At 60.6% G+C, this 23,783-nt stretch carries 24 protein-coding genes; 23 read left to right on the forward strand and 1 reads right to left on the reverse strand.

The annotated features are described in order from the left end of the window. The first annotated feature begins 94 nt into the window (after positions 1-94). The 17 genes from rem to folD all read left to right on the forward strand — a co-directional run bounded on the left by rem (position 95) and on the right by folD (position 15,387). Entirely contained in the window at positions 95-766 is a 672-nt protein-coding gene (rem, locus tag ACEN84_RS12175) for a transcriptional activator Rem (RefSeq protein ID WP_112713268.1), read from the forward strand. Between the two features lie 126 nt (positions 767-892). Then, entirely contained in the window at positions 893-2,218 is a 1,326-nt protein-coding gene (locus ACEN84_RS12180; RefSeq protein WP_413710989.1) for a flagellar hook protein FlgE, read from the forward strand. Positions 2,219-2,238: 20 nt separating this feature from the next. Continuing rightward, positions 2,239-3,783, forward strand: coding sequence for a flagellar hook-associated protein FlgK (gene flgK / locus ACEN84_RS12185; RefSeq protein WP_199626189.1), 1,545 nt, complete (start codon positions 2,239-2,241; stop codon positions 3,781-3,783). 2 nt (positions 3,784-3,785) lie between these two features. Continuing rightward, positions 3,786-4,910 carry a flagellar hook-associated family protein gene (locus tag ACEN84_RS12190; RefSeq protein ID WP_199626190.1) on the forward strand — a complete coding sequence of 375 codons (1,125 nt, stop codon included), beginning with the start codon at positions 3,786-3,788 and terminating at the stop codon, positions 4,908-4,910. A gap of 29 nt (positions 4,911-4,939) precedes the next feature. Then, a complete protein-coding gene (gene flaF, locus ACEN84_RS12195) occupies positions 4,940-5,287 on the forward strand; it encodes a flagellar biosynthesis regulator FlaF (protein WP_112713260.1) in 348 nt (115 codons plus the stop codon). After that, on the forward strand, positions 5,284-5,733 hold the full coding sequence (gene flbT / locus ACEN84_RS12200) for a flagellar biosynthesis repressor FlbT (RefSeq protein WP_112713258.1): 450 nt from the start codon (positions 5,284-5,286) through the stop codon (positions 5,731-5,733). The genes flaF and flbT overlap by 4 nt, the downstream gene beginning before the upstream one ends. Further along, a complete protein-coding gene (gene flgD, locus ACEN84_RS12205) occupies positions 5,724-6,209 on the forward strand; it encodes a flagellar hook assembly protein FlgD (RefSeq protein ID WP_199626191.1) in 486 nt (161 codons plus the stop codon). The genes flbT and flgD overlap by 10 nt, the downstream gene beginning before the upstream one ends. Before the next feature lie 48 nt (positions 6,210-6,257). Continuing rightward, positions 6,258-6,524, forward strand: coding sequence for a flagellar biosynthesis protein FliQ (gene fliQ / locus ACEN84_RS12210; RefSeq protein ID WP_112713254.1), 267 nt, complete (start codon positions 6,258-6,260; stop codon positions 6,522-6,524). Between the two features lie 92 nt (positions 6,525-6,616). Continuing rightward, positions 6,617-8,704 carry a flagellar biosynthesis protein FlhA gene (gene flhA, locus ACEN84_RS12215; protein ID WP_413710990.1) on the forward strand — a complete coding sequence of 696 codons (2,088 nt, stop codon included), beginning with the start codon at positions 6,617-6,619 and terminating at the stop codon, positions 8,702-8,704. Then, positions 8,701-9,453, forward strand: coding sequence for a flagellar biosynthetic protein FliR (locus ACEN84_RS12220; protein WP_413710991.1), 753 nt, complete (start codon positions 8,701-8,703; stop codon positions 9,451-9,453). The genes flhA and ACEN84_RS12220 overlap by 4 nt, the downstream gene beginning before the upstream one ends. Before the next feature lie 4 nt (positions 9,454-9,457). Next, positions 9,458-9,868 carry a hypothetical protein gene (locus ACEN84_RS12225; protein ID WP_112713248.1) on the forward strand — a complete coding sequence of 137 codons (411 nt, stop codon included), beginning with the start codon at positions 9,458-9,460 and terminating at the stop codon, positions 9,866-9,868. Between the two features lie 35 nt (positions 9,869-9,903). Then, complete coding sequence (locus tag ACEN84_RS12230) at positions 9,904-10,464, forward strand: rod-binding protein (protein WP_112713246.1); 561 nt, start codon at positions 9,904-9,906, stop codon at positions 10,462-10,464. Between the two features lie 12 nt (positions 10,465-10,476). Beyond that, a complete protein-coding gene (locus tag ACEN84_RS12235; RefSeq protein ID WP_112713244.1) occupies positions 10,477-10,842 on the forward strand; it encodes a hypothetical protein in 366 nt (121 codons plus the stop codon). Then, positions 10,842-11,384 (forward strand): hypothetical protein, encoded by a 543-nt coding sequence (locus ACEN84_RS12240; RefSeq protein WP_130279049.1) that lies wholly within the window; start codon positions 10,842-10,844, stop codon positions 11,382-11,384. The genes ACEN84_RS12235 and ACEN84_RS12240 overlap by 1 nt, the downstream gene beginning before the upstream one ends. Positions 11,385-11,673: 289 nt before the next feature. After that, on the forward strand, positions 11,674-12,513 hold the full coding sequence (locus tag ACEN84_RS12245; protein ID WP_199626193.1) for a WecB/TagA/CpsF family glycosyltransferase: 840 nt from the start codon (positions 11,674-11,676) through the stop codon (positions 12,511-12,513). Positions 12,514-12,627: 114 nt separating this feature from the next. Then, on the forward strand, positions 12,628-14,352 hold the full coding sequence (locus tag ACEN84_RS12250) for a succinoglycan biosynthesis protein exop (protein ID WP_413710992.1): 1,725 nt from the start codon (positions 12,628-12,630) through the stop codon (positions 14,350-14,352). Positions 14,353-14,487: 135 nt separating this feature from the next. Beyond that, a complete protein-coding gene (folD, locus tag ACEN84_RS12255) occupies positions 14,488-15,387 on the forward strand; it encodes a bifunctional methylenetetrahydrofolate dehydrogenase/methenyltetrahydrofolate cyclohydrolase FolD (RefSeq protein ID WP_112713236.1) in 900 nt (299 codons plus the stop codon). On the opposite strand, the gene ACEN84_RS12260 is transcribed toward folD, so the two are convergent. After that, the gene (locus tag ACEN84_RS12260; RefSeq protein ID WP_112713234.1) at positions 15,388-16,413 is read right to left on the reverse strand and encodes a LacI family DNA-binding transcriptional regulator; all 1,026 of its coding nucleotides are present in this window, start codon (positions 16,411-16,413) and stop codon (positions 15,388-15,390) included. 284 nt (positions 16,414-16,697) lie between these two features. Here ACEN84_RS12260 and ACEN84_RS12265 point away from each other — a divergent pair, with 284 nt between their 5' ends. The 6 genes from ACEN84_RS12265 to ACEN84_RS12290 all read left to right on the forward strand — a co-directional run bounded on the left by ACEN84_RS12265 (position 16,698) and on the right by ACEN84_RS12290 (position 23,727). After that, positions 16,698-18,059, forward strand: coding sequence for an ABC transporter substrate-binding protein (locus tag ACEN84_RS12265; protein ID WP_112713232.1), 1,362 nt, complete (start codon positions 16,698-16,700; stop codon positions 18,057-18,059). Positions 18,060-18,222: 163 nt separating this feature from the next. Beyond that, complete coding sequence (locus ACEN84_RS12270; RefSeq protein WP_130279045.1) at positions 18,223-19,236, forward strand: carbohydrate ABC transporter permease; 1,014 nt, start codon at positions 18,223-18,225, stop codon at positions 19,234-19,236. 1 nt (position 19,237) lies between these two features. Beyond that, positions 19,238-20,401 (forward strand): carbohydrate ABC transporter permease, encoded by a 1,164-nt coding sequence (locus tag ACEN84_RS12275; RefSeq protein ID WP_413710993.1) that lies wholly within the window; start codon positions 19,238-19,240, stop codon positions 20,399-20,401. Between the two features lie 35 nt (positions 20,402-20,436). Continuing rightward, positions 20,437-22,089, forward strand: coding sequence for an alpha-glucosidase (locus ACEN84_RS12280; protein WP_413710994.1), 1,653 nt, complete (start codon positions 20,437-20,439; stop codon positions 22,087-22,089). 20 nt (positions 22,090-22,109) lie between these two features. Next, on the forward strand, positions 22,110-23,198 hold the full coding sequence (locus ACEN84_RS12285; RefSeq protein ID WP_112713224.1) for an ABC transporter ATP-binding protein: 1,089 nt from the start codon (positions 22,110-22,112) through the stop codon (positions 23,196-23,198). 175 nt (positions 23,199-23,373) lie between these two features. Next, complete coding sequence (locus tag ACEN84_RS12290) at positions 23,374-23,727, forward strand: hypothetical protein (protein ID WP_112713222.1); 354 nt, start codon at positions 23,374-23,376, stop codon at positions 23,725-23,727. Positions 23,728-23,783: the final 56 nt, after the last annotated feature.

Below are 23,783 nucleotides of genomic sequence, written 5' to 3' on the forward strand. Positions count from 1 at the left end.
AATTCCTGCCATTAACTTCCAACACCTTGTTCCAGATTCGTACGATTCGTACCCATAGATCATCGAAGTGCCACACTGATTCGGAGGCGGACGAATGATCGTCGTGGTTGATGAGCGCGAGCTCGTTAAGGATGGATATACATCTCTATTTGGCCGGGAAGGCATTCCTTCGACAGGCTTTGATCCAAACGAATTTGGCGAATGGGTGCAGACGGCGGCGGACTCGGATATCGCTGCTGTTGAAGCATTCCTGATCGGCCAGGGCCAGCAGACCTTTGAGCTGCCGCGGGCAATCCGCGATCGCTCCCAGGCACCTGTTATCGCGGTCAGTGATCAGCCCTCGCTCGAAACGACGCTTGCACTTTTTGATTGCGGTGTCGACGACGTGGTCCGCAAGCCGGTCCACCCCCGTGAAATCCTCGCTCGCGCTGCGGCCATCCGCCGCCGCCTGAAAGCGATTGCAAGCCACACCGATATCGGCGCCATCCGCGTCTTCTCGGACGGCCGCGATCCCGAGATCCACGGCGAAGTTTTTGCGCTGCCGCGCCGCGAGCGCCGCATCCTCGAATATTTGATTGCCAACCGTGGACGCCGCGTCACGAAGACCCAGATCTTCAACGCCATTTACGGCATCTTCGACGAGGAAGTCGAAGAGAACGTCGTCGAAAGCCATATCTCCAAGCTGCGCAAGAAGCTGCGCAAGAAGCTCGGTTTCGACCCGGTCGATTCGAAGCGCTTCCTTGGCTACTGCATCGACTGGAACTGATTTCAGTGCTGGGCCCTGCTGCGCGGGCGCCCGTTCAACATTTCGAACGGTCCGCTCGCCACCAGACAGCTTCACGCAAGGCCCGCCAAATACTCTCCAAGCTATCAAGGAAAACGAGGTTTTCAGATGAGCATTTTTGGCAGCATGAAGACGGCAGTGTCCGGCATGAATGCCCAGGCAAACCGCCTGAGCACCGTCGCCGACAACATCGCGAACGCAAACACCACGGGCTACAAGTCGGTGTCGACGGCATTTTCGTCGCTCGTCCTGCCGTCCTCGGCCGGCAACTACAACTCCGGTGGTGTTCAGACGTCCGTCCGCCAGTCCGTGACTTCCCAGGGTGATCTCTCCTACACGACCTCGGGCACCGACCTCGCCATTTCGGGCGATGGCTTCTTCATCGTCCAGAGCCCGGACGGAACCTCGGTTCTGACCCGCGCCGGCGATTTCACCAAGGACAAGAACGGCAACCTGGTCAACGCCGCCGGCTTCACGCTGATGGGCTACCCCTACACGGCAGGTCCGCCGGCAGTCGTCGTCAACGGCTTCGATGGCCTCGTTCCCGTCAACGTCAACCAGTCCGGCCTGACCGCGATCGAATCGACGAGCGCGACGTTCTCCGGCAACTTGAACTCCGACATGCCCGTTGTGCCGGCTGCCGACTTGCCGAGCGCAAACGTCGACCCGGGCGTCAGCGCGGCCGGCACGCCCAACACCTACAAGACGTCGATGGTTGTCTTCGACAAGCTTGGTGGCAAGGTTCAGTACGATTTCTACTTCACGAAATCAGCCGCAGCCACTGCGACGACGTCCGGTGAATGGGACGTGGCAATCTACCGCAAGGATGCAGCGGCAACGTCGGGCACGAGCTCGTTCCCGTACAGCCCGGCTACTCCGGTTGCCAGCGGCACGATGGTCTTCGACAAGAGCGGCAATCTGATTACCGACCCGGCCGATGCGGACGCTGGTTCGATTACCGGAAACGTCACCATTGCAGATACGACGAGCGATCTCAGCATCGATCTCGATCTTTCGAAGTACACGCAGAAGGCTTCCGCCAACAGCGGCACGGGTTCGCCGAACGGTCAGCCGGCCAGTGAAGTCACCGGCGTCACCATCGACAAGGATGGCACGGTTTACGCCAACTACAAGGAAGGCGATCCGAAGCCGGTCTTCCGCATTCCTCTGGCGACTGTTGCCAGCCCGGACGAGCTGACGCTTCTCAGCGGCAACGTCTATCAGGCAAACGGCCGATCGGGCGTTACGGTCACCGGCTACCCCCAGACCAACGGTTTCGGCTCTATCCAGGCCGGCGCACTCGAAGGCTCGAACGTCGACCTCGCAGGTGAGCTGACCGAGATGATCGAATCTCAGCGCAGCTACACCGCCAATTCCAAGGTCTTCCAGACGGGTTCGGACATCATGGACGTCCTCGTCAACCTCAAGCGATAATCTAGGGTAACCGGTAAGCCATGTCGCTCACGTCAGCACTTAACACGGCTCAAAGCATCTTCAACAACACGGGCACGCAGAGCGCGATCGTGTCGGGGAATATCGCCAATGCCGGCAACAAGGACTATGTGCGCCGGCAGGCGATGATCAGCACGTCGCTGGATGGCGCATCGGTAGTCAAGATTGACCGTGCGCAGGAGGATGCTCTCCTGCGCCAGTACCTTGCAAGCAACTCGCAGGACAGTGCACAGCAGACGCTGTTGAACGGCCTTGAAGACGTCAAGAGCATTCTCGGCGGTAACGATTATGAGACGTCCCCGTCCTCATACCTCGCCGCCTTCCAGCAAAAGCTCGGCGCATTCCAGACATCCCCGAACAACGCCGTTGCCGCACAAGGCGCGATCAGCGCAGCGCAAGACCTTGCAAACTCGCTGAACAATGCGACGGCATCGGTTCAAAACACCCGAGCGGCCGCAGACAAGTCGATCGCGACCCAGGTTGACACGTTGAACTCGTTGCTCTCGCAGTTCGAGACGGCCAACAACGCCGTCAAGAATGCGGTCAACACCAACTCCGACCCGTCGGATGCATTGGACCAGCGCGACAAGCTGCTGAAGCAGATCTCCAGCATCGTCAGCGTCAATCCGGTGTCGCGCAGCGGCAACGACATGGCGCTTTACACCGCCGATGGCGTCGTACTCTTCGACACCGTTCCGCGCTCGGTTCAATTCACGCCGACGCCGACCTACCAGGCGAGCGACAAGGGCAACGGTGTCTATATTGACGGCGTGGCTCTCGCCATGGGGCAGGGCGGCACGACCTCCGGCCAGGGAAGCCTTCAGGCGCTTCTGCAGATTCGCGATGACGTCGCGCCGAAGTTCCAGAACCAGCTGGACGAAATCGCCAAGGGCCTCATCAACATGTTCGCGGAGACCAACTCCGACGGCAGTTCGACGAAGCCAGGCTTGTTCACATGGACGGATTCGACCGGCGCTGTCGGCGGAATGCCGCCGATCGATACGACCACGAACCCGGCAACCAGCCCGATCATCTCAGGCTTGGCAGGTTCGATCAAGGTAAGCTCTGCGGTCATCACCTCGCAAGGTGGCGACCCCATGAAGCTTCGTGACGGTTCGATCAACGATCCGGTACCTGCCCCGACGACGCCGCCCTATTTCAATACGAATCCTACGGGCAATGGCGGTTACACGGCGCAGCTCGACAAATACTACAATGCCATGAGCGCGAAGGTCGATTTCGACCCGGGCACCGGCGTAGTCGGTTTCAACACCGGCTCCGGCATCGATTCCAACGTCAGCATCATGGACTTTGCCGCCAACTCTGTCGGTTGGCTCGAACAGTACCGCAGCAGCGCCAGCGATGCCTCTGAGAACACGTCGGCTGCTCTGTCGCGCTCGGACCAGGCCTATTCAAATGAGACTGGCGTCAACCTCGACGAGGAGCTGACGCTGATGCTCGATATCGAGCAGTCCTACAAGGCGGCGACGAAGATTTTGAACGCCGTCGATGAAATGCTGAAGTCATTGCTGGATATTGCGAGTTAACGATGAAAAGCTCATTCATTTCTAGTTCAGCCATTCAGAACGCCATGCGGTTGACGATCCGTCAGTCGCAGAACCAGATGGTTCAGTCGGCAGTCGAGGCCAGCACCAAGATGTACGCCGACGTCGGCGTAGCGCTCGGTGTGAACACGGCAAAGAGCATCGACTTCAACCGCGAAATCGACCGTATCAAGTCGATCAAGGACAGCAATTCCGTCGTCAACCTTCGCCTGGAAATGTCGCAGAACGGTCTCGGTGACCTGAACAGCTCTGCCGACGATCTGATGGCCAAGCTAACGGCGCTTAAGGGCAGCGAAAGCGCGACGACGATCAGCGTTACACTGCAGCAGGCATCCAGCGCGTTCTCGACGCTGATGGGGACTGCGAACTCGTCTGCCAACGGCGAATACCTCTTCTCCGGCGTCAACACCGATGTGCCGCCGCTGACCGATCAGAGCTCTGCAGCAATCAGCGCCATGCAGACCAATCTGCAGGCCTATGCCAGCGGCCTGACCAATCCCGTCACCGGCAATCCCAAGACGGTTGCCGATCTCGATGAAACCGACATGAAGAATTTCATGACGACGTTCGTCGAGCCGATGTTCACTGGTGATACGTTGCCGGCAGGCTATCCGGTCGGCGCACCGGTGCCGACGTCAGGCGCATACGTCACGAACCCGCCGGCCTGGGGCGATTGGTCTTCTGCATCGAACCAGAACATGACCAGCCGCATCAGCAATTCGGAAGTCGTCACGTCTTCGACCAACGCCAATTCGGACGGCATGCGCTATTTCGCCATGGCGACGATCATGACGCAGGCCCTGGCTGGCCAAGGTCTCGGAACGGCCGGCATGGCAGGTCTGTCGGACGGCGCAATTGACTATGCAGGCCGGGCCGTTGACGGTCTGACGGGCCAGCAGAGCCAGCTTGGTCTCTCGCAGGAGCGTGTGACGAAGTCCAACGACGCACTGGATGCGCAGTCGACTATTCTGCAGGGCAAACTCATCGATCTCACGGGCGTGGATCCGGTCGAGGCGACCACGATCGTCAAGAACATGGAAACCCAGCTTCAGACCTCTTACACGATCATCTCGAAGATCCAGCAGTTGAGCCTCGTAAACTACCTTTGATGATCAAAGGTACCTAGAAGGATGCATGAATGTATCAGTTCTCTTATGCCGAGGTCATGCAAGACTCGGTGGCCGATGCAAAAGAAAGGGAACGACAAGTTCTCGATCGGTCTATCGAAATGCTTGCCGCGGCGCGCGACAAGGGAAAATACGGCCGGGAAGCCATCGAGGCGCTGTTTTACACCCGCCGCGTTTGGGTCAGCTTCGTGGAGGACTTGAAGCACCCGGACAATCAGCTTGAGATTGAGCTCCGCGCCAATCTGATTTCGATCGCAATCTGGATTTTGAAGGAATGCGACAGGATCAGACGGCGGCAATCGGACAACTACCAGGGCATTATCGACATTACCACCATCATCAGGGATGGACTTAAATGAAAAGTACACTTCGCATTTCGCTTAAAGCCGGGGAAAGAATCTTCATCAACGGCGCGGTTTTGCGCGTTGACCGCAAGGTCGCGCTGGAATTCCTGAATGATGTGACGTTCCTTCTCGAAAATCACGTCCTGCAGCCGGAAGATGCCACGACGCCTCTGCGCCAGCTTTACTTCATCGCGCAGATGATCCTCATCAACCCGGAAGGCAAGGAACAGTCGACGGCGATGTTCCGCAAGTCGATCACCATGCTGCTGACCTGCTTCCGCAACGAGGAAGTTCTCGCCGAACTGAAGCGCATCGACGGTCTGGTTTCGACCGGCCGCGCCTTCGATGCTCTCAAGGCGATCCGCTCGCTCTACGCCATTGAGGACAACATCCTCAACACGCAGGAAATGGCGCCGGCGATGGTCGAACAGATCCGCAAGGAGATCGCACCATGGCGGTAAGCGGCGTCGGAGCGACGGACACTTCGTCCTCGTCGAGCAGCACGTCTTCTGCCCAGCAGAAGGCGACGCTGAACTACGATAACTTCCTTCAGCTGCTGATCGCGCAGATGAAGAACCAGGATCCGACCGATCCCGTAGATGCCAGCGAGCAGATGTCTCAGCTCGCCAGCTTCTCGCAGGTCGAACAGACGATCCAGACGAATACCAAGCTCGACACGCTGCTTTCCAGCTCCAGCCTCACTCAGGCCGGCAGCTATATCGGCAAGTACATGGAAAGCGCGGACGGTAGCGTCAAAGGCGTCATCTCCTCGGTCAAGGTTTATTCCGACGGCATCATTGCAACGACGAAGGATGGCGGTAAAATTCTCGTCCAGACTGGCGTCACGATCTCTGATTCGGCGCCGGCGACGACCCCGACGGACGGCTCGACCACGACAGGCGATAACAGCAGCTCTGGTAGCTCGTCCAGCACCTAAGTCCGGCTCGCGCCGGACTTTTCTCCCAGGGCGATATGAGGTTGCCTGATGAATGAAGCTGATGCACTCGATCTGTTCCAGGCAGCCATCTGGACCGTGCTTGTCGCGGCGGGCCCCGCGGTTGCTGCGGCCATGGTCGTCGGTCTGATCATCGCGCTCATTCAGGCACTTACGCAGATCCAGGAAGCGACGCTGACCTTCGTTCCGAAGATCGTTGCCGTCCTGATCACCGTCGGCATCTCGGCGCCCTTCGTCGGCTCGCAGATTTCGATCTTCACGGACATGGTTTTTTCGCGCATTCAGTCCGGCTTCTGAGCCATCTTCGCGCAAGCTTCGCCATTTAACTGTCGATCCGAATAGGGCGGGTCCCGGTATCCGCCTCCTCTCATGAAGAGACGGAACCAGTTATGGCGCAACCACCTGCACTACCGCTTCCCAAATCCGCACCGAGTTTGCGCGATATCGGCTTTGCCTTCGGCATCATCGTTATCATCTGCATTCTCTTCCTGCCGATTCCGCCATTTCTGATCGACCTCGGCCTGGCATTCTCGATCGCTTTCTCGGTGCTGATCCTCATGGTCGCGCTGTGGATCAAGAAGCCGCTGGAATTCTCGTCCTTCCCGACCATTCTTCTGATCGCGACCATGACGCGATTGGCGCTGAACATCGCCACGACGCGCGTCATCCTTTCGCACGGCAACGAAGGTCATGATGCGGCCGGTGGCGTTATCGCCGGCTTTGCAAGCCTCGTCATGTCCGGCGACTTCGTGATCGGTCTGATCGTCTTCCTGATCCTGATCACCATCAACTTCATCGTCATCACCAAGGGTGCGACGCGTATCGCGGAAGTCGGCGCGCGTTTCACCTTGGACGCCATTCCCGGTAAGCAGATGTCGATCGACGCCGACCTTTCTGCCGGTATCATCGACGAGAAGGAAGCCCAGCGCCGCCGTAAGGAACTTGAAGAAGAAAGCTCCTTCTTCGGTGCCATGGACGGTGCGTCCAAGTTCGTCCGCGGTGACGCTGTCGCCGGCCTTCTGATCACCGGCATCAACGTCTTCGGCGGCATCATCATCGGCTATTTCCGCCACGGCATGCCGATCGGCGAAGCGGCTGACGTCTTCGTCAAGCTGTCTGTCGGCGACGGTCTCGTGTCGCAGATGCCGGCTCTCATCGTTTCGCTCGCTGCAGGCCTCCTGGTTTCGCGCGGTGGCAATGTCGGCTCCACCGACGAAGCGGTTATCGGTCAGCTCTCCGGCTATCCGCGCGCGCTCTCGGTCTCGGCCGCCCTCATGGCCATCCTCGGCCTGATGCCCGGTCTGCCGACCGTCCCCTTCATGCTGCTCGGCGGCCTGATGGCTTTCGGCGCCTGGTTCATCCCGCGCCAGATCGAGGCGGAGAACAAGATCCGCCGCGAACAGGAAGAAAAGAAGGTCGTCCAGAGCAAGGAGCTCGAGAAGGACTCGGTCAAGTCTGTCCTGCGTACCTCGGAAATCGAGCTCGCACTCGGCAAGATGGTCTCGACCCGCCTGCTCGGCGCACATCAGGAACTCGCCTTCCGCGTCGGCAAGATGCGCAAGAAGTTCGCGACGCAATACGGTTTCGTCGTTCCCGAAATCAAGGTCACCGACGATATCGCGATCGCCGAAAAATCCTACCAGATCCGCATCCACGGCACGACCGTCGCATCGAACCAGCTGCGTGTCGGCGAAGTGCTGGTCGTCACCGGTTCCGGCCGCAAGCCGCGTATTCCGGGAGACGAAATCCGCGAACCCGCTTTCGGCATGCCGGCGGTTTCGGTTCTCGAAGCCTTTACCGAAGATCTGAAGCGCGAAGGCTTCCAGCCGATCGACAACGTCTCCGTCGTCCTGACGCATATGAGCGAAGTTATCCGCAACAACCTGCCGCAGCTCCTGTCCTATAAGGACGTCAAGGTGCTGATCGACCGGCTCGATCCGGAATACAAGAAGCTGGCGGACGAAATCTGCACCTCGCACATGTCCTATTCGGGCCTGCAGGCGGTGCTGAAGCTGCTGCTCGCCGAGCGCGTCTCGATCCGCAACCTGCACCTGATCCTCGAAGCCGTCGCCGAGCTCGCGCCGCATGTCCGCAATACCGAGCAGATCGTCGAACACGTCCGCATCCGCATGGCGCAGCAGATTTGCGGCGACCTTGCCGACAACGGCGTGCTCCGCGTCCTGCGACTCGGCAGCAAGTGGGATCTCGCCTTCCACCAGGCTCTGAAGCGCGACAACAAGGGCGAAGTTGTCGAATTCGACATCGATCCGCGTGCTCTCGAAGAGTTCAGCGAGCAGGCGACGAAGGTTATCCGTGAATTCATGGATCGCGGCCTGCCTTTCTGCCTTGTCACGTCGCCGGAAACGCGCTCCTATGTGCGCATGATCATCGAACGCTTGTTCGCGACGCTTCCGGTTCTGTCCCACGTCGAGTTGGCGAAGGGCATCGAGATAAAGATTTTGGGCTCGGTTTCATGATAACAGACCCGCAGGGCACCATCCTTGCGCTCTTTCTGATCTTTTGCAGGGTTGGTGGTTGCGTCTTGGCGATGCCGGGGTTTTCCTCGGCACGCGTGCCTGAAATCCTGCGGGTTTTCGTTGCCGCCGGTCTGTCTCTCGCCTTGCTGCCGATGATGTGGGATACGGTCTATCCCGCGGTCAGCGGCACCAGCGCCACCTATATCGGCCTGATCTTCACCGAATCGCTGATCGGCGTCATGTACGGCCTGCTCGCCCGCGTCTACACGATGGGCTTCCAGTTTGCAGCAACGATCATCGCCATGATGGTCGGCTACACCTCGCCGGCCGGTAACGACGTCGTCGAAGATTCGCAGGAAACCAGCCTGTCCGGTTTCATCACCTTCGCCGGCATCATGGTTCTCTTCCTGATGGACTTCCATCACATCGTCTTCAAGGCGCTGGTCGATTCCTACACGACCATGCCCTTCGGCGGCCCCGGCGACATGCGCGCCAACCTGATCTCGCTCACCGATACGCTGGTCTCGACCACCTACATCATGCTCCGGCTCTCGAGCCCGTTCCTGATCTACAGCATGATGTTCAACGTCTCGATCGGCTTCATCAACAAGCTGGCGCCGCAGATCCCGGTCTACTTCATCTCGACGCCTTATCTGCTGCTCGGTGGGCTCTTCCTGTTCTATTTCTCGGTTGCGGCGCTGATCAGCCAGTTTGCGCAGTCCTTCCCCACCGTCTTCATAGGGCTCTAGAGCAATGGCGGAACAGACCCGGTCTCAGAAGCTGAAGCGCCTGGTCGCGGTGCAGCGTCATCTCGAGCAGATGGCCGAATACGACCTGGCCGAAACGGCGCGCCAGCGTGTCGAGGTCAATCAGTCGATGGACAATGTCATCGATGCGTTGGGCTCCGTCGATCCGATTCACCGCGCCTTCTCGCAGAGCTATGCCGACCGCTTCGAGCGACTCAGCACCAAGGACAAACAGCTGACGGGCATCCAGCAGCTGCACGAAATGCGCCTGCAGCGCGAGCGTGCAAAGGGCGACAGGCTGGAGGAGGGGATGAAAGAAGCCCTGGAATCCGAGCGCCGCGAGGCCGATGACAATGCGGTCTACGATATCATCGACCAGAAATTTGCAACGCCAGCCTCCAGCAAGCTTCAAAAATAATAATCGCCACAACCTTACATTAGAGGATTGTGACGTTGGCTATCTCGCCCCCCAGTGATCTTGTCCTGGACGTTGTCAAAGCTGCCGACCCGACCGAGGTCGCGGCCGCCCAGGAGAAACTGAAGGCAGCCCGTGCTGCGTTCCGGGCAACCAGCCTTGCCGAAAACGGCAATGGCTTCTCCTCGAAGATCGAAGGTCTCGAAAGCACGGCGAAAACCGGCCTCGACGACGTCAAGAATCGCGAAAAGACCGAACAGATTCCGGAAACCTACCGGAAGTTCGAATCGATGGTTCTGCAGAACTTCATCAAGAACATGCTGCCGAGCGACAGCGAGCAGGTCTACGGCAAGGGCGCCACCGGCGACATCTGGAAGGGCATGATGGCCGAGCAGCTCGGTAACGTCATCTCCAAGGGTGACGGCATCGGCATCGCCAAGCAGCTCTATCACGATGCCCTTCGCAAGAAGGAAGGCGGCATCGTCAACGCCACTGCCGACCAGGATGACCGCAAGGTCGCCTTCAGCATGATCGACGAATTCCAGCGCAAGACATTTGGCACGCCGACGGCGGAGACCAAGTCCAGTAAAGAAGCATAGCCGAGGATAAAAATGGAAATAATCTCGAACGAATATCGTATCAAATCGGTCCTCGGCCGCCTGGAAATGATCATCGATAACGAGAATACGCGCATCGGTGCCGATCCGCAGTTCGACCTCAAGGTATCGAACGCGCACAAGAGCCGTTGCCTGTATGAGCTGTCGATGCTGTTCCGCGATACCGATCCGGCTGAACTTGCCGCTTCGCATCTCGACCAGCTGCATGGTCTGAAGAAGAAGCTGACGCTCAACGCGCGCCGCGTCGAGGCTCACCTCGAAGCCGTCCGTGCTGTGGCCGATCTCCTGAAGAGCGCCGTGCAGGATGCGGATGCCGATGGCACCTATTCCCAGGAACAATTCGTCGCGCGTGATAACTGATGCTTAAACTCGTCTTTACAGGCATCTGGGTCTGCGTGATCACGCTGGCTTCGGTCTATTTCTCGGTGAAGATGGCCACCGCGCCAGCGCCGCCGCCGGACGATTCCAAGCAGGCGCAGCTCGAGCTTGTCAAAGGCGAGACCGTCACCATTCCGATCATCGGCGATGGTGCGGTAACCGGCTATTTCATCGGCCAGCTGAACTTCATGATGAACAAGGATGTCGTGAAGGGAGCCACGCTGCCGCTGACGGAAATGACGACGGATCAGCTGTTCACGCTGCTCGTCGGCAACAAGATGGTCGATATCAGCAAGGTCAAGTCCTTCGATCCGCAGGCATTCCGCGATGCGGTCAAGAAGGGCATGAACGAGCGGTTGGGCGGCGACTACATCGCCGACGTCATGCTGCAGCAGCTCGATTATCTCTCGAAGGAAGATCAGAAGGCCGCCACCTCCGGCCAGCAGCCGAAGATGGGCAAGCCGGTCAAGATCGTTGAAGCTGCACCTGCAGAGGATGCGGCAGCAGCCCCGGCCGCGCACTGATCGTATTCATCGTCCAGATCGAGATGGCGCCCCACGGGCGCCATCTGCGTTTTCGGGCGGCTATGGTTAACCGTTCCTTTTCCCGGTTCCCGCAATGCGACGGGTTTTCCTAAAGGTTGTTTGAAATTGAGCTGATATACCCTTGGTTCAGGCCTGTCATGGCTCTGCATCCGGGATAGCGGCTGCAGGCTTTGCCAGCCACGCTCCCCGCCATCACCGGCAGGAGTGCCGTCTGTCGCTTGTTTTCCGGGATGCTGGGCGCATGAAGCACCCCCTGCAGGAGGTTGGGATGAATCTGATCGCGAATTTCGCGGTTATGGCCTCGCGCCGTACGATCTTCGACGTGCCGGTCTGCGATCTCGGATGGGACGACGCGCTCGTCTTCATCAACGAACTGGCGTCGCTGCCGGTCGGCCAGACGGTCATCTCCTTCGTCAATGCCCACAACATGCTGATGACGCTGCGCGATCCCGAATATCGCGACATCCTTGAGCAGAACCTGGTCCTGCCCGATGGTATCGGCCTCAACATCGCCTCGCAGGTGTCGCATGGCGGCCCGTTCCCGGCCAACCTCAACGGCACCGATTTCGTCCCCGCACTGCTGACCTTCATGGAGACGCCGCGCCGCGTCGGCCTGATCGGCGGCAAGCGCGCCGTCGTCGAGCGCGCTGCGGCGAATTTCGCCAAGCATGCGCCGTGGCACGAATTCGTCGTCATTTCCGATGGTTATTTCGACAAGGACAATCCCGTCGATGTCATCGCCGAGCTCGACGCCCAGAAGGTCGACATGCTGATCATCGGTATGGGCACGCCGCTGCAGGAAAAGTGGGCGCATCGCCATGTCCGTCCGGAGCATGCCCGTCTCGTGCTGACGGTCGGCGCGCTCTTCGATTTCGTCTCAGGCGAGATTCCGCGCGCGCCGGAAACGGTGCGGATGATGCGGCTCGAATGGGCCTACCGATTGGTCCAGGAGCCATCCCGCCTCTGGCGCCGTTATGTCGTCGGCATTCCGGTCTTCCTGTTTCATGTTCTGCAATACCGGTTCAGCCGGCGCGAGCGGATGTTGAAGCTTGATGGTGATCGCGGCAATTCTCTGCCGCCGCAGAAGCGCAGCGGCACGCATCAATAGCGGCCTCCTGAACCGTTCATTAACCATTTCTTTGCCATGATTGTTTAGGCTCGATTAATACTCGCTGAGCCGCGGGTAATGGCCGGACCATCACGTGCGTGAGAAGTGGCATCCATGTATGACAACAAGGCATTGAACGGCAGACGGACAGGCGCCCCGCTCGGCGCGCGGGAAGCATCGCGCGGCGGTCATGCGCCTGCGGTTCGTCCCTCCGAAGCCGAATTGCTGCGTGTCATCGAAAAGGCGCTCGAGGAGCAGCGCCAGGCGCGGGCGAGGGCAGAGGCTCCGCTGACAAGCCGTATCGAAGCCATTCTCGCTCCGCAGTTCGCGCCCGCCAATGACGCGCCACCGCAGCCGGCGAAAGCAGAAAAGCCCGCGGTCCAGCCTGCCGCCATTCCGCAGCTGCCGGAACCGGTGTTCGTCCCCGCCAATACCAACGACATCCCCGCAGCCGTCGACGACGAGCCGCTCCATCTTCCCGTGAAGCCGATTGCGTTTGCGCTTGTTGGCCTGATGCTCGGCGCGGCCTTTCCGCTCATGATGCCGCAGGCGCCCGTCCGCTATGCCGCCGCCACCGTGCTGCATGTCGGCGGCGATACGGCGACCCGTCCGGCGCTGACGCAGGCGGCCGCGAAGAAGCTGGTCTCCGCCCCGATGATCGCCACGGCCGTGGCGTCGCTGAAGCTCGACCGCGATCCTGAATTCGCTGGCGAGAAGCCCAACGCCGTCGGCATCGCCCTCGATCTTTTGTCCGGCAACGGGGCGGCAGCAGACGCCGCGTCCCGCGCCGAGGCGTCTCTGGCAGCAGCCGTCGAAGCCGTGCCGGATGGCGCCACTGGGCTGGTCAGGCTCAATGTCTCCACCGCAAGCGCCGAGAAATCCCGCCAGATCGCCGCGCGCCTGTCAGGCATGCTGCTCGCGTCGCCGGCAGGCAGCGCTGCCGGATCGGACGGCACGTTGAAGAAGGCCTATGAGCAGGCCCGCGCCGAACTAGACGCCTTCACGGCCAAGACCGGTGAAGGCAACGTCAAGGTCGCCATCGACCTTCAGCAGAGGATCAACCAGCTGGATGCCGATCTCAAGGTTGCCGAACAGCGTATTACCCTCTCGAAGGAGCGCGCCGATCGCCTGAAGGCGGCCAAACCGGCCGATGTCGTCGATGGCGTGCTGCCCACCGATATGATGTCGCCCGTGCTGCTGGACGCGCGTGACAGATATGCCGCCGAGAAGGCAACGCTTTCGCAGCTCTCGATCGATCTCGGCCCGCGTCACCCGAAGCTTCTTGCCCAGCAGGGGATCGTCGATGGTCTTCGCGACAAGCTCTCCCGCGAACTCCTGGTGCAGGCGAAGGATGCTGCCGTCGACGCTAAATCCGCCGTCGACGCGCGCCGCAAGCTCAGCGACGAACGCAACGGCCTGATCGCCCAGAGCCGCGATACCGGCGTCGATCTCGCCAAGCTGACCGAATTGCGCGACAAGGCGGATGCAGCCAAGTCGCGGCTCGATACGACCCTGCCTCAGGCTGGCATGGGCGACGGCAATATCTCCATGCAGGCTGCTCCGCAGGTCTTCGCGATCGCGACCGGCTACAGCACGCCCCTTCGCTCCGCGATCGGCGGTGGCATCGGCCTGATCCTCGGTCTTGCCGCCTCGATGCTGTCAGGCCTGTTTCGCAAGCGACAGGAAGACCCGCTCGATCTCCTGGATATCCCGGTGATCGTTGAGCCGCCCGCCGTCCAGCAGCCGGAGCCGGAGCAGCCGGACGATCTCACGGCGTTGCGGGCCGAACTGGCAGAGTTGCGCAGCCGCTTCCAGAGCTATGCGGCAACTGGCCGCTAACCGCGATTTCTCCTCGCGCGGCGGCATCATTGCCCTTGCATTTGCCGCTTTTAAACAGGATAGGGCGTTCTGAGGCAAACGGCGTGGCGGGCGAAGGCCTAGCTTCGCACGCGATGGCACAGGCGGGAGAGACGCGTGACGACAGTGATCGATGGCAAGCAGGTAGCCGCTTCGGTGATCGAAACCGTGAAGGCGGCGACGGCATCGCTCGAAAAGCAGAGCGGCGTGAAGGCGGGTCTTGCAGTGGTGATCGTCGGCGATGATCCGGCAAGCCATGCCTATGTCAATTCCAAGAGCAAGATGGCGAAGGAATGCGGCTTCAAGTCGGTGCAGTACACGCTGCCGGCCGAAACGAAGCAGGAAGAGCTTGCCGCTCTCGTCGCATCGTTGAACGATGATGCATCCATCCACGGCATTCTCGTGCAGCTGCCGCTGCCGAAGCCGCTGAACAGCGAGCCGATCATCCAGTCGATCCTGCCGGAAAAGGACGTCGACGGCCTGCACGTTGTCAACGCCGGCAAGCTCGCCACCGGCGATCTCGAAACCGGTCTTGTCTCCTGCACGCCGGCCGGCGCCATGGTCTTCGTTCGCCGCACGCATGGTGAAGACCTCTCCGGTCTGAACGCCGTCGTCATCGGCCGCTCGAACCTCTTCGGCAAGCCGATGGCGCAGCTGCTGCTGAACGCCAATGCAACCGTCACCATCGCGCACTCGCGCACCAAGGATCTGCCGGCCGTCTGCCGCAATGCCGATATTCTGGTTGCAGCCGTCGGCCGTCCCGAGATGGTCAAGGCCGATTGGGTGAAGCCCGGCGCAACCGTCATCGATGTCGGTATCAACCGCGTTCCGGCACCGGAAAAGGGTGAGGGCAAGACCCGCCTCGTCGGCGACGTCGCCTTTGCCGAGGCGGAAAAGGTCGCCGCCGTCATCACTCCGGTTCCGGGTGGAGTCGGCCCGATGACGATCGCCATGCTGATGGCCAATACCGTGATCGCCGCTCACCGCACCGCTGGCCAGAAGCCGCCGCAGTTCTGATCAGCTGCGCGGGGCAGGGCCTGTCGATCCCCTGACGATCAGTTCCGCCTTCCAGAGTTCCTGCTCGGGGAAGGCGGCGGTCTGCTTGACCGTTCCGATCAGGCGCTGCGCGATGCGGGCGCCCGCGGCGCGCAGCGACGAGCGCGTCGTCGTCAGCGGCACCGAGAAATTCTCAGGCTTCAGAAGCGGCAGCACGTCGTCATGGGCGATCAGCGAGATGTCTTCACCGAGCTTCAGTCCCGCCTGGTTGACGGCGCGGATGGCGCCGAGCGCCAGCACCGTACTTGAACAGAGGATCGCCGTCGGCCGCTCCGGCAGCTGCAGGAACTGCTCCATCGCCACCATCCCCTGTTCGTCCGTCATCAGCGAGTGGCTCATGCAGTCTTCGTTGAGATGCAGCCCGCGCTCGCCAAGTGCCGCCTCGACGCCTTCTCTCCGCCGGATCGCGAAATCCAGATGCGCCGGGCCGTTCATCAGCCCGAAGCGCGTATGCCCGAGCTGCAGCAGGAGCTTCGTCGCATCGTAGAAGGCGGCTTCGTTGTCGATGTCGAGATAGGGGTAGTCGGGCTCCGTTCCATGCGACCGGCCGTGGACGACAAACGGCGTCGAAAGCGATTTCAGCATCGCAAGCCGGGGATCGTGGCCGCGCATATAGGCGACGAACAGCGCATCCACATTGCCGCTGATCGCCAGCCGCCGCAGTGCGCCAACCTCGTCGTCGGGGTCCGATGGCATGATCACGAAATGGAAGTCGTGACGCAGCGCTTCCTCGCCAAGCCCCGCCAGGAATTCGCCGAAATGCACGTCGGACTGGTGGCCGGGAGCGGTCGGCATCACGAGGCCGATCGAGCCCGCCTTGCCGGTCGCCAGGCGCTGGGCCGCCTTGTTCGGGCGATAGCCGGTTTCCTTGACAGCCTGGAGCACACGCTCGCGCGTCGCCTCATTGACTTCGGGGTAGCCATTGAGGGCGCGGCTGACGGTCGTCTGGGAAAGACCGAGCAATTCCGATAGCTGTTTGAGATTCACGTGCTATGCTTCCTCCGCCGGTTTCTGCACGCAACGGTTTCTCCCGGACCGTTCAAAGCGCTTTTAAATTATGTAGCATTTGGTCCGCTTGACTCAAGAAAAATCGCTCCATATTCCCGTGTAAGCGTTGCTGCAACGCGAAATTTGCCAGTGTTTGCGCGGCATTCGCGAATTAGCTTGACTCCGTTCGGAGGAAAGTGGAATGACTTTGTTGTCAAAGCGCTTTGAAAGGCTCCGGTGAGAGGCTGAAAGTGCGGTTGGGATTGTGATGGGAGGTTGATCACATGAAAAAGATTTTTCTGATGGGCGTCGCTGCGGCGGCGCTTTTTGCAGGTAGCGTCTCTGCTGCCGATCTCAAGTTTCCTCCGGGGCAGGACGCCAAGTTCAACTGGAAGAGCTACGACGAATTCAAGGCATCGCATGCCGACCTCAAGGGTCAGCCGCTGACGATCTTCGGACCGTGGCGCGGCGAAGACGAAGCCTTCTTCCGCAGCATTCTTGCTTATTTCACCGAAGCGACCGGCATCGAAGCCACCTACTCGTCCTCGGAAAACTACGAGCAGCAGATCGTCATCGACACCCAGGCCGGTTCACCGCCGAACGTCGCGATCCTGCCGCAGCCGGGCCTTCTTGCTGACCTCGCCAGCAAGGGCTTCCTGACGCCGCTCGGCGACGATACCTCGAAGTGGGTCAAGGACAACTACGGCGCCGGCGACAGCTGGGTCGGTTACGGCACCTACAAGGGCAAGGACGGCAAGGAAGGCTTTTACGCATTCCCTTACAAGGCCGACGTGAAGTCGCTGGTCTGGTATGTGCCTGAAAACTTCAAGGAAGCGGGCTACAAGGTCCCGACGACCATGGAAGAGCTCTTCGCTCTCACCGACCAGATCGTCAAGGACGGCGGCGTTCCGTGGTGCATCGGTCTCGGTTCTGGCGGCGCAACCGGCTGGCCGGCGACCGACTGGATCGAAGACATCATGCTGCGCACGCAGAAGCCTGACGTCTACGACAAGTGGACGACGAACGAAGTGAAGTTCACCGATCCGGCTGTCGTTGCCGCGATCGAGGAATTCGGCAAGTTCGCCAAGAACGAGAAGTATGTCGATGGCGGCGTTGCAGCCGTGGCTTCGACCGACTTCCGCGACAGCCCGAAGGGCCTCTTCGCCGTTCCGCCGAAGTGCTACCTGCATCATCAGGCCTCGTTCATCCCGTCCTTCTTCCCTGAAGGCACGAAGCTCGGCCAGGACGCCGACTTCTTCTACATGCCGACCTATGCCTCGCACGCCGATCTCGGCAAGCCGGTTCTCGGTGCAGGCACGCTGGTCTCGATCGCAAAGGACTCGAAGACGGCCCGCGCCTTCGTCGACTTCCTGAAGACCCCGATCGCCCATGAAGTCTGGATGGCTCAGTCGAGCTTCCTGACGCCGTACAAGGGTGTCAGCACCGCGGCTTACGCCAACGAGCAGATGAAGCGCGAAGGCGAAATCCTGACCACGGCCACGACCTTCCGCTTCGACGGTTCGGATCTGATGCCGGGCAAGATCGGTGCCGGCGCCTTCTGGACCGGCATGGTCGATTTCGTCGGTGGCAAGTCTGCCGAAGATACCGGCAAGGAAATCCAGGCTGCCTGGGACGCCATCAAGTAATCATCGTTGTCAGATGCCGCGGCTCGGCCGCGGCATCGCTGCATGCAGGGCCGGATCCTCAAAGGGGTTCGGCCGGCGCCAGCACTGTGGTCAAACGCGTAGAGAAGTTGACGCAGGCCGGCGTAAGCCCTTCAGATAGACAGGGGTAGCAGGGGAGGGACGAATGCTATCGCAGATAGTTTCCGCTTTGGGCGTGGTGGTCGTGGCGGTTTTCGCCTGCTCGGCCTACTTTTATTTCTCGAACAAGATCTTGGATCTGGCGCTGCCGGTGAAGGATGGCGACATCCGCGCCGCATCGCGCAATCTCAATCGCCGCGGCTTGATCCGCCCCTGGCTGTTCATCGGCCCGGCGCTGCTTCTGCTCGTCGTCTATCTCGTCTATCCCGTCGTCGCGACGCTGATCCTGTCGTTCTACGATCGCTCGGGCGTCAATTTCGTCGGCTTCGCCAACTATCAGTGGGCGCTGGGCGATCGCGAATTCCGCCAGTCGATCTTCAACAACATCCTCTGGCTTGCCGTTGTGCCCGCCGCCTGCACCTTCTTCGGTCTCGTCATCGCCGTGATGACCGACCGCATCTGGTGGGGCAACATCGCCAAGAGCATCGTCTTCATGCCGATGGCGATTTCCTTCGTCGGCGCCTCCGTCATCTGGAAGTTCATCTACGAATATCGCGGCGGCAACGACGTCCAGATCGGCCTGCTGAACGCTATCGTCCAGCTCTTCGGCGGCACGCCGGAAGTCTGGATCTCGGTTCCCTTCTGGAACAATTTCTTCCTGATGGTCATCCTCATCTGGATCCAGACCGGCTTCGCCATGGTCATCCTCTCGGCTGCCCTTCGCGGCATTCCCGAGGAAACCATCGAGGCCGCCGTTATCGACGGTGCCAATGGCTGGCAGATCTTCTGGCGCATCATGGTGCCGCAGGTCTGGGGCACGATCGCCGTCGTCTGGACGACCATCACCATTCTCGTCCTCAAGGTCTTCGACATCGTTCTGACGATGACCAACGGCCAGTGGCAGACCATGGTGCTCGCCAACCTGATGTTCGACTGGATGTTCCGCGGAGGCGGGGATTCCGGCCGAAGCGCCGTCATCGCGCTGATCATCATGCTGGCCGTGACGCCGATCATGGTCTGGAACGTCCGCCGCGCCAACCGCGAACTCGGAGGCCACTGAGATGACTGCGACTGCAAGCTTCTTCAAGATCGGCCCCGCCCGTCTGTTCGTTCACGCCTGCGTTCTCCTGATCGTCATCATCTGGCTGATCCCGACGCTCGGCATCTTCGTCAGCGCGCTGCGCGACAAGGACCAGATCGTCGTCTCCGGCTGGTGGACCTCCTTTGCCGGCTCGACCCGCACGGTCGCTGCCCGCGTCGGCGGCGTCGACCAGCAGAAACAGGAAGGCGCGACCTATGTGATCGCGGGCAACCTGCTGCGGGGCCAGGAAGGTCATTCGCTGACCGCCTTCGGCACCCGCGTCCAGCAGCCCTCCGCCTACAAGGCCGGCGAAACCGCCGATCTCGGCGAGGGCCTGTCGCTGCAGGTCAATGCCGACGGCAGCTACCGCTATTCGAAGCCGGCGGCCTTCACCGATGACGATGCCGGCCGCCGCGTCTATGTCGCGGTCTCGACGCCGCCGGAATTCACCCTCGATAATTACCGCACCGTTTTGACGGGCGAGGGGATCGGCCAGTCCTTCATCAATTCGCTGACGGTGACCATCCCGGCAACCATCATCCCGATCCTGATTGCGGCTTTCGCGGCCTATGCGCTGAGCTGGATGGAATTCCCCGGCCGCGCGCTGCTGATCGCGCTGGTCGTCGGCCTCATCGTCGTGCCGCTGCAGATGTCGCTGATCCCGCTTCTGCGGCTCTACAATCAGGTCGGCATGCTGCTCGACGCGCCGTCCAAGACCTATCCCGGCATCTGGCTGGCGCACACCGCCTTCGGTATGCCGCTCGCCATCTATCTGCTCCGCGCCTATATCGCGGGGCTGCCCAAGGAGATCATCGAGTCCGCCCGCGTCGACGGCGCCAGCGATTTCGAGATTTTCGTGAAAATCGTTTTGCCCTTGTCCTTCCCCGCGCTCGCGTCCTTCGCGATCTTCCAGTTCCTGTGGGTGTGGAACGACCTGCTCGTCGCCATGGTCTTCCTCGGCACCGACAGGCAACACCTCGTGCTTACAGGTGCGCTGAATGCGCTCCTCGGTTCGCGCGGCGGCAACTGGGAAATCCTGACGGCCTCGGCCTTCGTCACCATCATCGTGCCGCTCTGCGTCTTCTTCGCGCTGCAACGGTATCTGGTGCGCGGCCTGCTGGCGGGCTCGGTCAAGGGCGGTTGATCAATCCCAAGACCTGACTTCGCATAGGAAAGCACATGAGCGTGGCATCTCAACCCCAACTGGCTGACGACAAGGACTGGTGGCGTGGCGCGGTGATCTATCAGATCTATCCGCGCTCCTACCAGGACTCCAACGGCGACGGCATCGGCGACCTCAAGGGCATCACCGCCCGGTTGCCGCATGTCGCAAGCCTCGGCGCCGACGCCATCTGGATCTCGCCCTTCTTCACCTCACCGATGCGCGACTTCGGTTACGACGTGTCGGATTACGAGAATGTCGATGCGATCTTCGGCACGCTCGTCGATTTCGACACGCTGATCGCCGAGGCCCATCGCCTCGGCATCAAGGTCATGATCGATCTGGTCATCTCGCACTCGTCGGACCAGCATCCCTGGTTCGTCGAGAGCCGCTCCAGCCGCACCAATGCCAAGGCCGACTGGTATGTCTGGGCGGATGCGAAGCCGGATGGCACGCCGCCGAACAACTGGCTGTCGATCTTCGGCGGCTCCGCATGGGCGTGGGATCCGACGCGCATGCAATATTACATGCACAACTTCCTGACCTCCCAGCCGGACATGAACCTTCATAATCCGGAGGTGCAGAACCGCCTGCTCGATGTCGTGCGCTTCTGGCTGAAGCGCGGCGTCGATGGCTTCCGCCTGGATACGATCAACTTCTACTTCCACGACAAGCAGCTGCGCGACAACCCGGCGCTGGCGCCTGAGCGCCGCAACGCCTCCACTGCGCCTGCCGTGAACCCCTATAATTTCCAGGAGCATATCTACGACAAGAACCGGCCTGAAAATCTCGAGTTCCTGAAGCGCTTCCGCGCCGTGCTCGAAGAGTTTCCGGCGATCGCCGCCGTCGGCGAAGTCGGCGACAGCCAGCGTGGCCTGGAGATCGTCGGTGAATACACGTCCGGAAACGACAAGATGCATATGTGTTATGCCTTCGAGTTCCTGGCGCCCGATCCGCTCTCTCCCGATCGCGTCGAAGAGGTGATGAAGGATTTCGGCCGTGCCGCTCCGGATGGCTGGGCCTGCTGGGCCTTCTCCAACCACGACGTCATGCGCCATGTCAGCCGCTGGGGCTCGCTGGTCTCCGATCACGATGCCTTCGCCAAGCAATATGCATCGCTCTTGATGACGCTGCGCGGTTCGGTCTGCCTCTATCAGGGCGAAGAGCTCGGCCTCACCGAAGCCGACCTCGCCTATCAGGATCTGCAGGATCCTTACGGCATTCAGTTCTGGCCGGAGTTCAAGGGCCGCGACGGCTGCCGGACGCCGATGGTCTGGGATAGCCAGGTCGCCCAGGGCGGCTTCTCCACGGTCAAGCCGTGGCTGCCGGTTCCGGTCGAACACATCCTGCGTGCCGTCAGCGTTCAGCAGGGCGACGAGAACTCGGTGCTGGAGCACTACCGCCGCTTCCTCGCCTTCCGCAAGCAGTTCCCGGCCTTCGCCAAGGGCGAGATCGCCTTTGCCGATCCGCAGGACGACGCGCTGATTTTCATGCGCGAATATGGAAACGAGAAGCTGCTTTGCGTTTTCAATATGGGCGCTGCCGAAACCGCCGTGGCGCTGCCCGAGGGCAACTGGCAGGCGTTGACGGGTCACGGCTTCACCAGCAATAACTACGGTGGGAAGATAGATATTCCGGCGTGGGGCGCATATTTCGCCCGGCTCGCCTAAGAAATCAGAGGGAGGCACTGATGACAGGACTGTCGCTTAAGGAAATTCGCAAGTCATACGGTTCCGTGGACGTGCTCCACGGCATCGACCTTGAGATCAATCAGGGCGAGTTCATCGTTTTCGTCGGTCCTTCTGGCTGCGGTAAATCCACGCTGCTGCGCATGATTGCCGGCCTGGAGAACATCACTGGCGGCGACATGTACATCGACGGCCAGCACGTCAACGACGTGCCGCCGTCGAAGCGCGGCATCGCCATGGTCTTCCAGTCCTACGCGCTCTACCCGCACATGACGGTCTTCGATAACATGGCCTTCGGCATGAAGATTGCCGGTGAGAGCAAGCAGGAAATCGACCGTCGCGTCCGCGCCGCTGCCGAGAGCCTGCAGCTCACCAAGTATCTCGACCGCCTCCCGAAGGCGCTCTCCGGTGGTCAGCGCCAGCGCGTCGCCATCGGCCGTGCCATCTGCCGCAACCCGAAGGTCTTCCTCTTCGACGAGCCGCTGTCGAACCTCGACGCGGCCCTTCGCGTCGCAACCCGTATCGAGATCGCCCGTCTGAACGAGCAGATGGCCGATACGACGATGATCTACGTCACCCACGACCAGGTCGAGGCGATGACGCTGGCGGACCGCATCGTCGTTCTCTCCGCCGGCCATATCGAACAGGTCGGCGCCCCGCTCGAACTCTACGAGCGCCCGGCAAACCTCTTCGTCGCCAAGTTCATCGGCTCGCCGGCCATGAATATTATCCCGGCTGTCGTTGCCGAGGCTGGTAGCGCCACGACGGTGACGCTCACCGGCGGCAAGTCGGTCACGCTCGATATCGCAACGGCGGCGTCGGAGAAGGGCAAGTCGGCAAGCTTCGGCGTGCGCCCCGAGGATCTGATCATCGCCTCGGGCGACGACTACCTGTTCGAGGGCGAAGTCTCGATCGTCGAAGCGCTCGGCGAAGTCACGCTGCTTTATATCGAGGGCCTCGTTCAGGGCGAACCGATCATCGTCAAGCTGCCGGGCACCATCGACATCAAGAAGGGTCAGAAGATGCGGTTCTCCGCCGATCGCCAGAAGCTGCATCTCTTCGATGCCGAAGGCCGCACCTATCGCCGCTGAGGATGTCGCGGCCAAATTTGGGGGCTTTGAAAACAAGCCCCCAAACGTGTCTCTCCAATACCTTCTGTTAAGTCCCGGCTGCTAGCATTCCCCCATTGTATTGAGTGGGGTTAAGGTCTTGGGTATTGCCAATCCATCGCCATCTGGGCATTTTTTGAATAAGGAAGAATCCTTCATGTACGACCGCGAACAGCGGTTCAAAATGGAGGACACGATGAACGCGGCGCGTCTCGAATATACCGAGAAGGGCGTCATGCACATGGCCTCGCGCCGTTGCGACATCATCCGCATTTCCATGAGCTCGGCGGTTCTCGCCATCCTGACGCAGTTCAATCTGCCGAAGCAGTTCTATCTGGATATTCCGGACGCCCGCATCACCAAGGTCGGCTGCATGCTGATGCGGGTGAATGCCAACAACACGGTCGAAGTCCGCTTCCTGCGCCTGCTGACGCAGAAGGAGCTGAACAAGATCTTTGTCTACAGCACGCATCCCGCCCATCGCGATTACGTCCTCGACGTTCGCGGCTGATCGGCTGCAAGGCACAAAAGAAAAAGCCCGCGATCGTCTCGCGGGCTTTTTTCGTT

Origin of the sequence: Rhizobium sp. Rhizsp82, assembly GCF_047325115.1 — a bacterium.
In the GTDB taxonomy this organism is placed as follows: domain Bacteria; phylum Pseudomonadota; class Alphaproteobacteria; order Rhizobiales; family Rhizobiaceae; genus Rhizobium.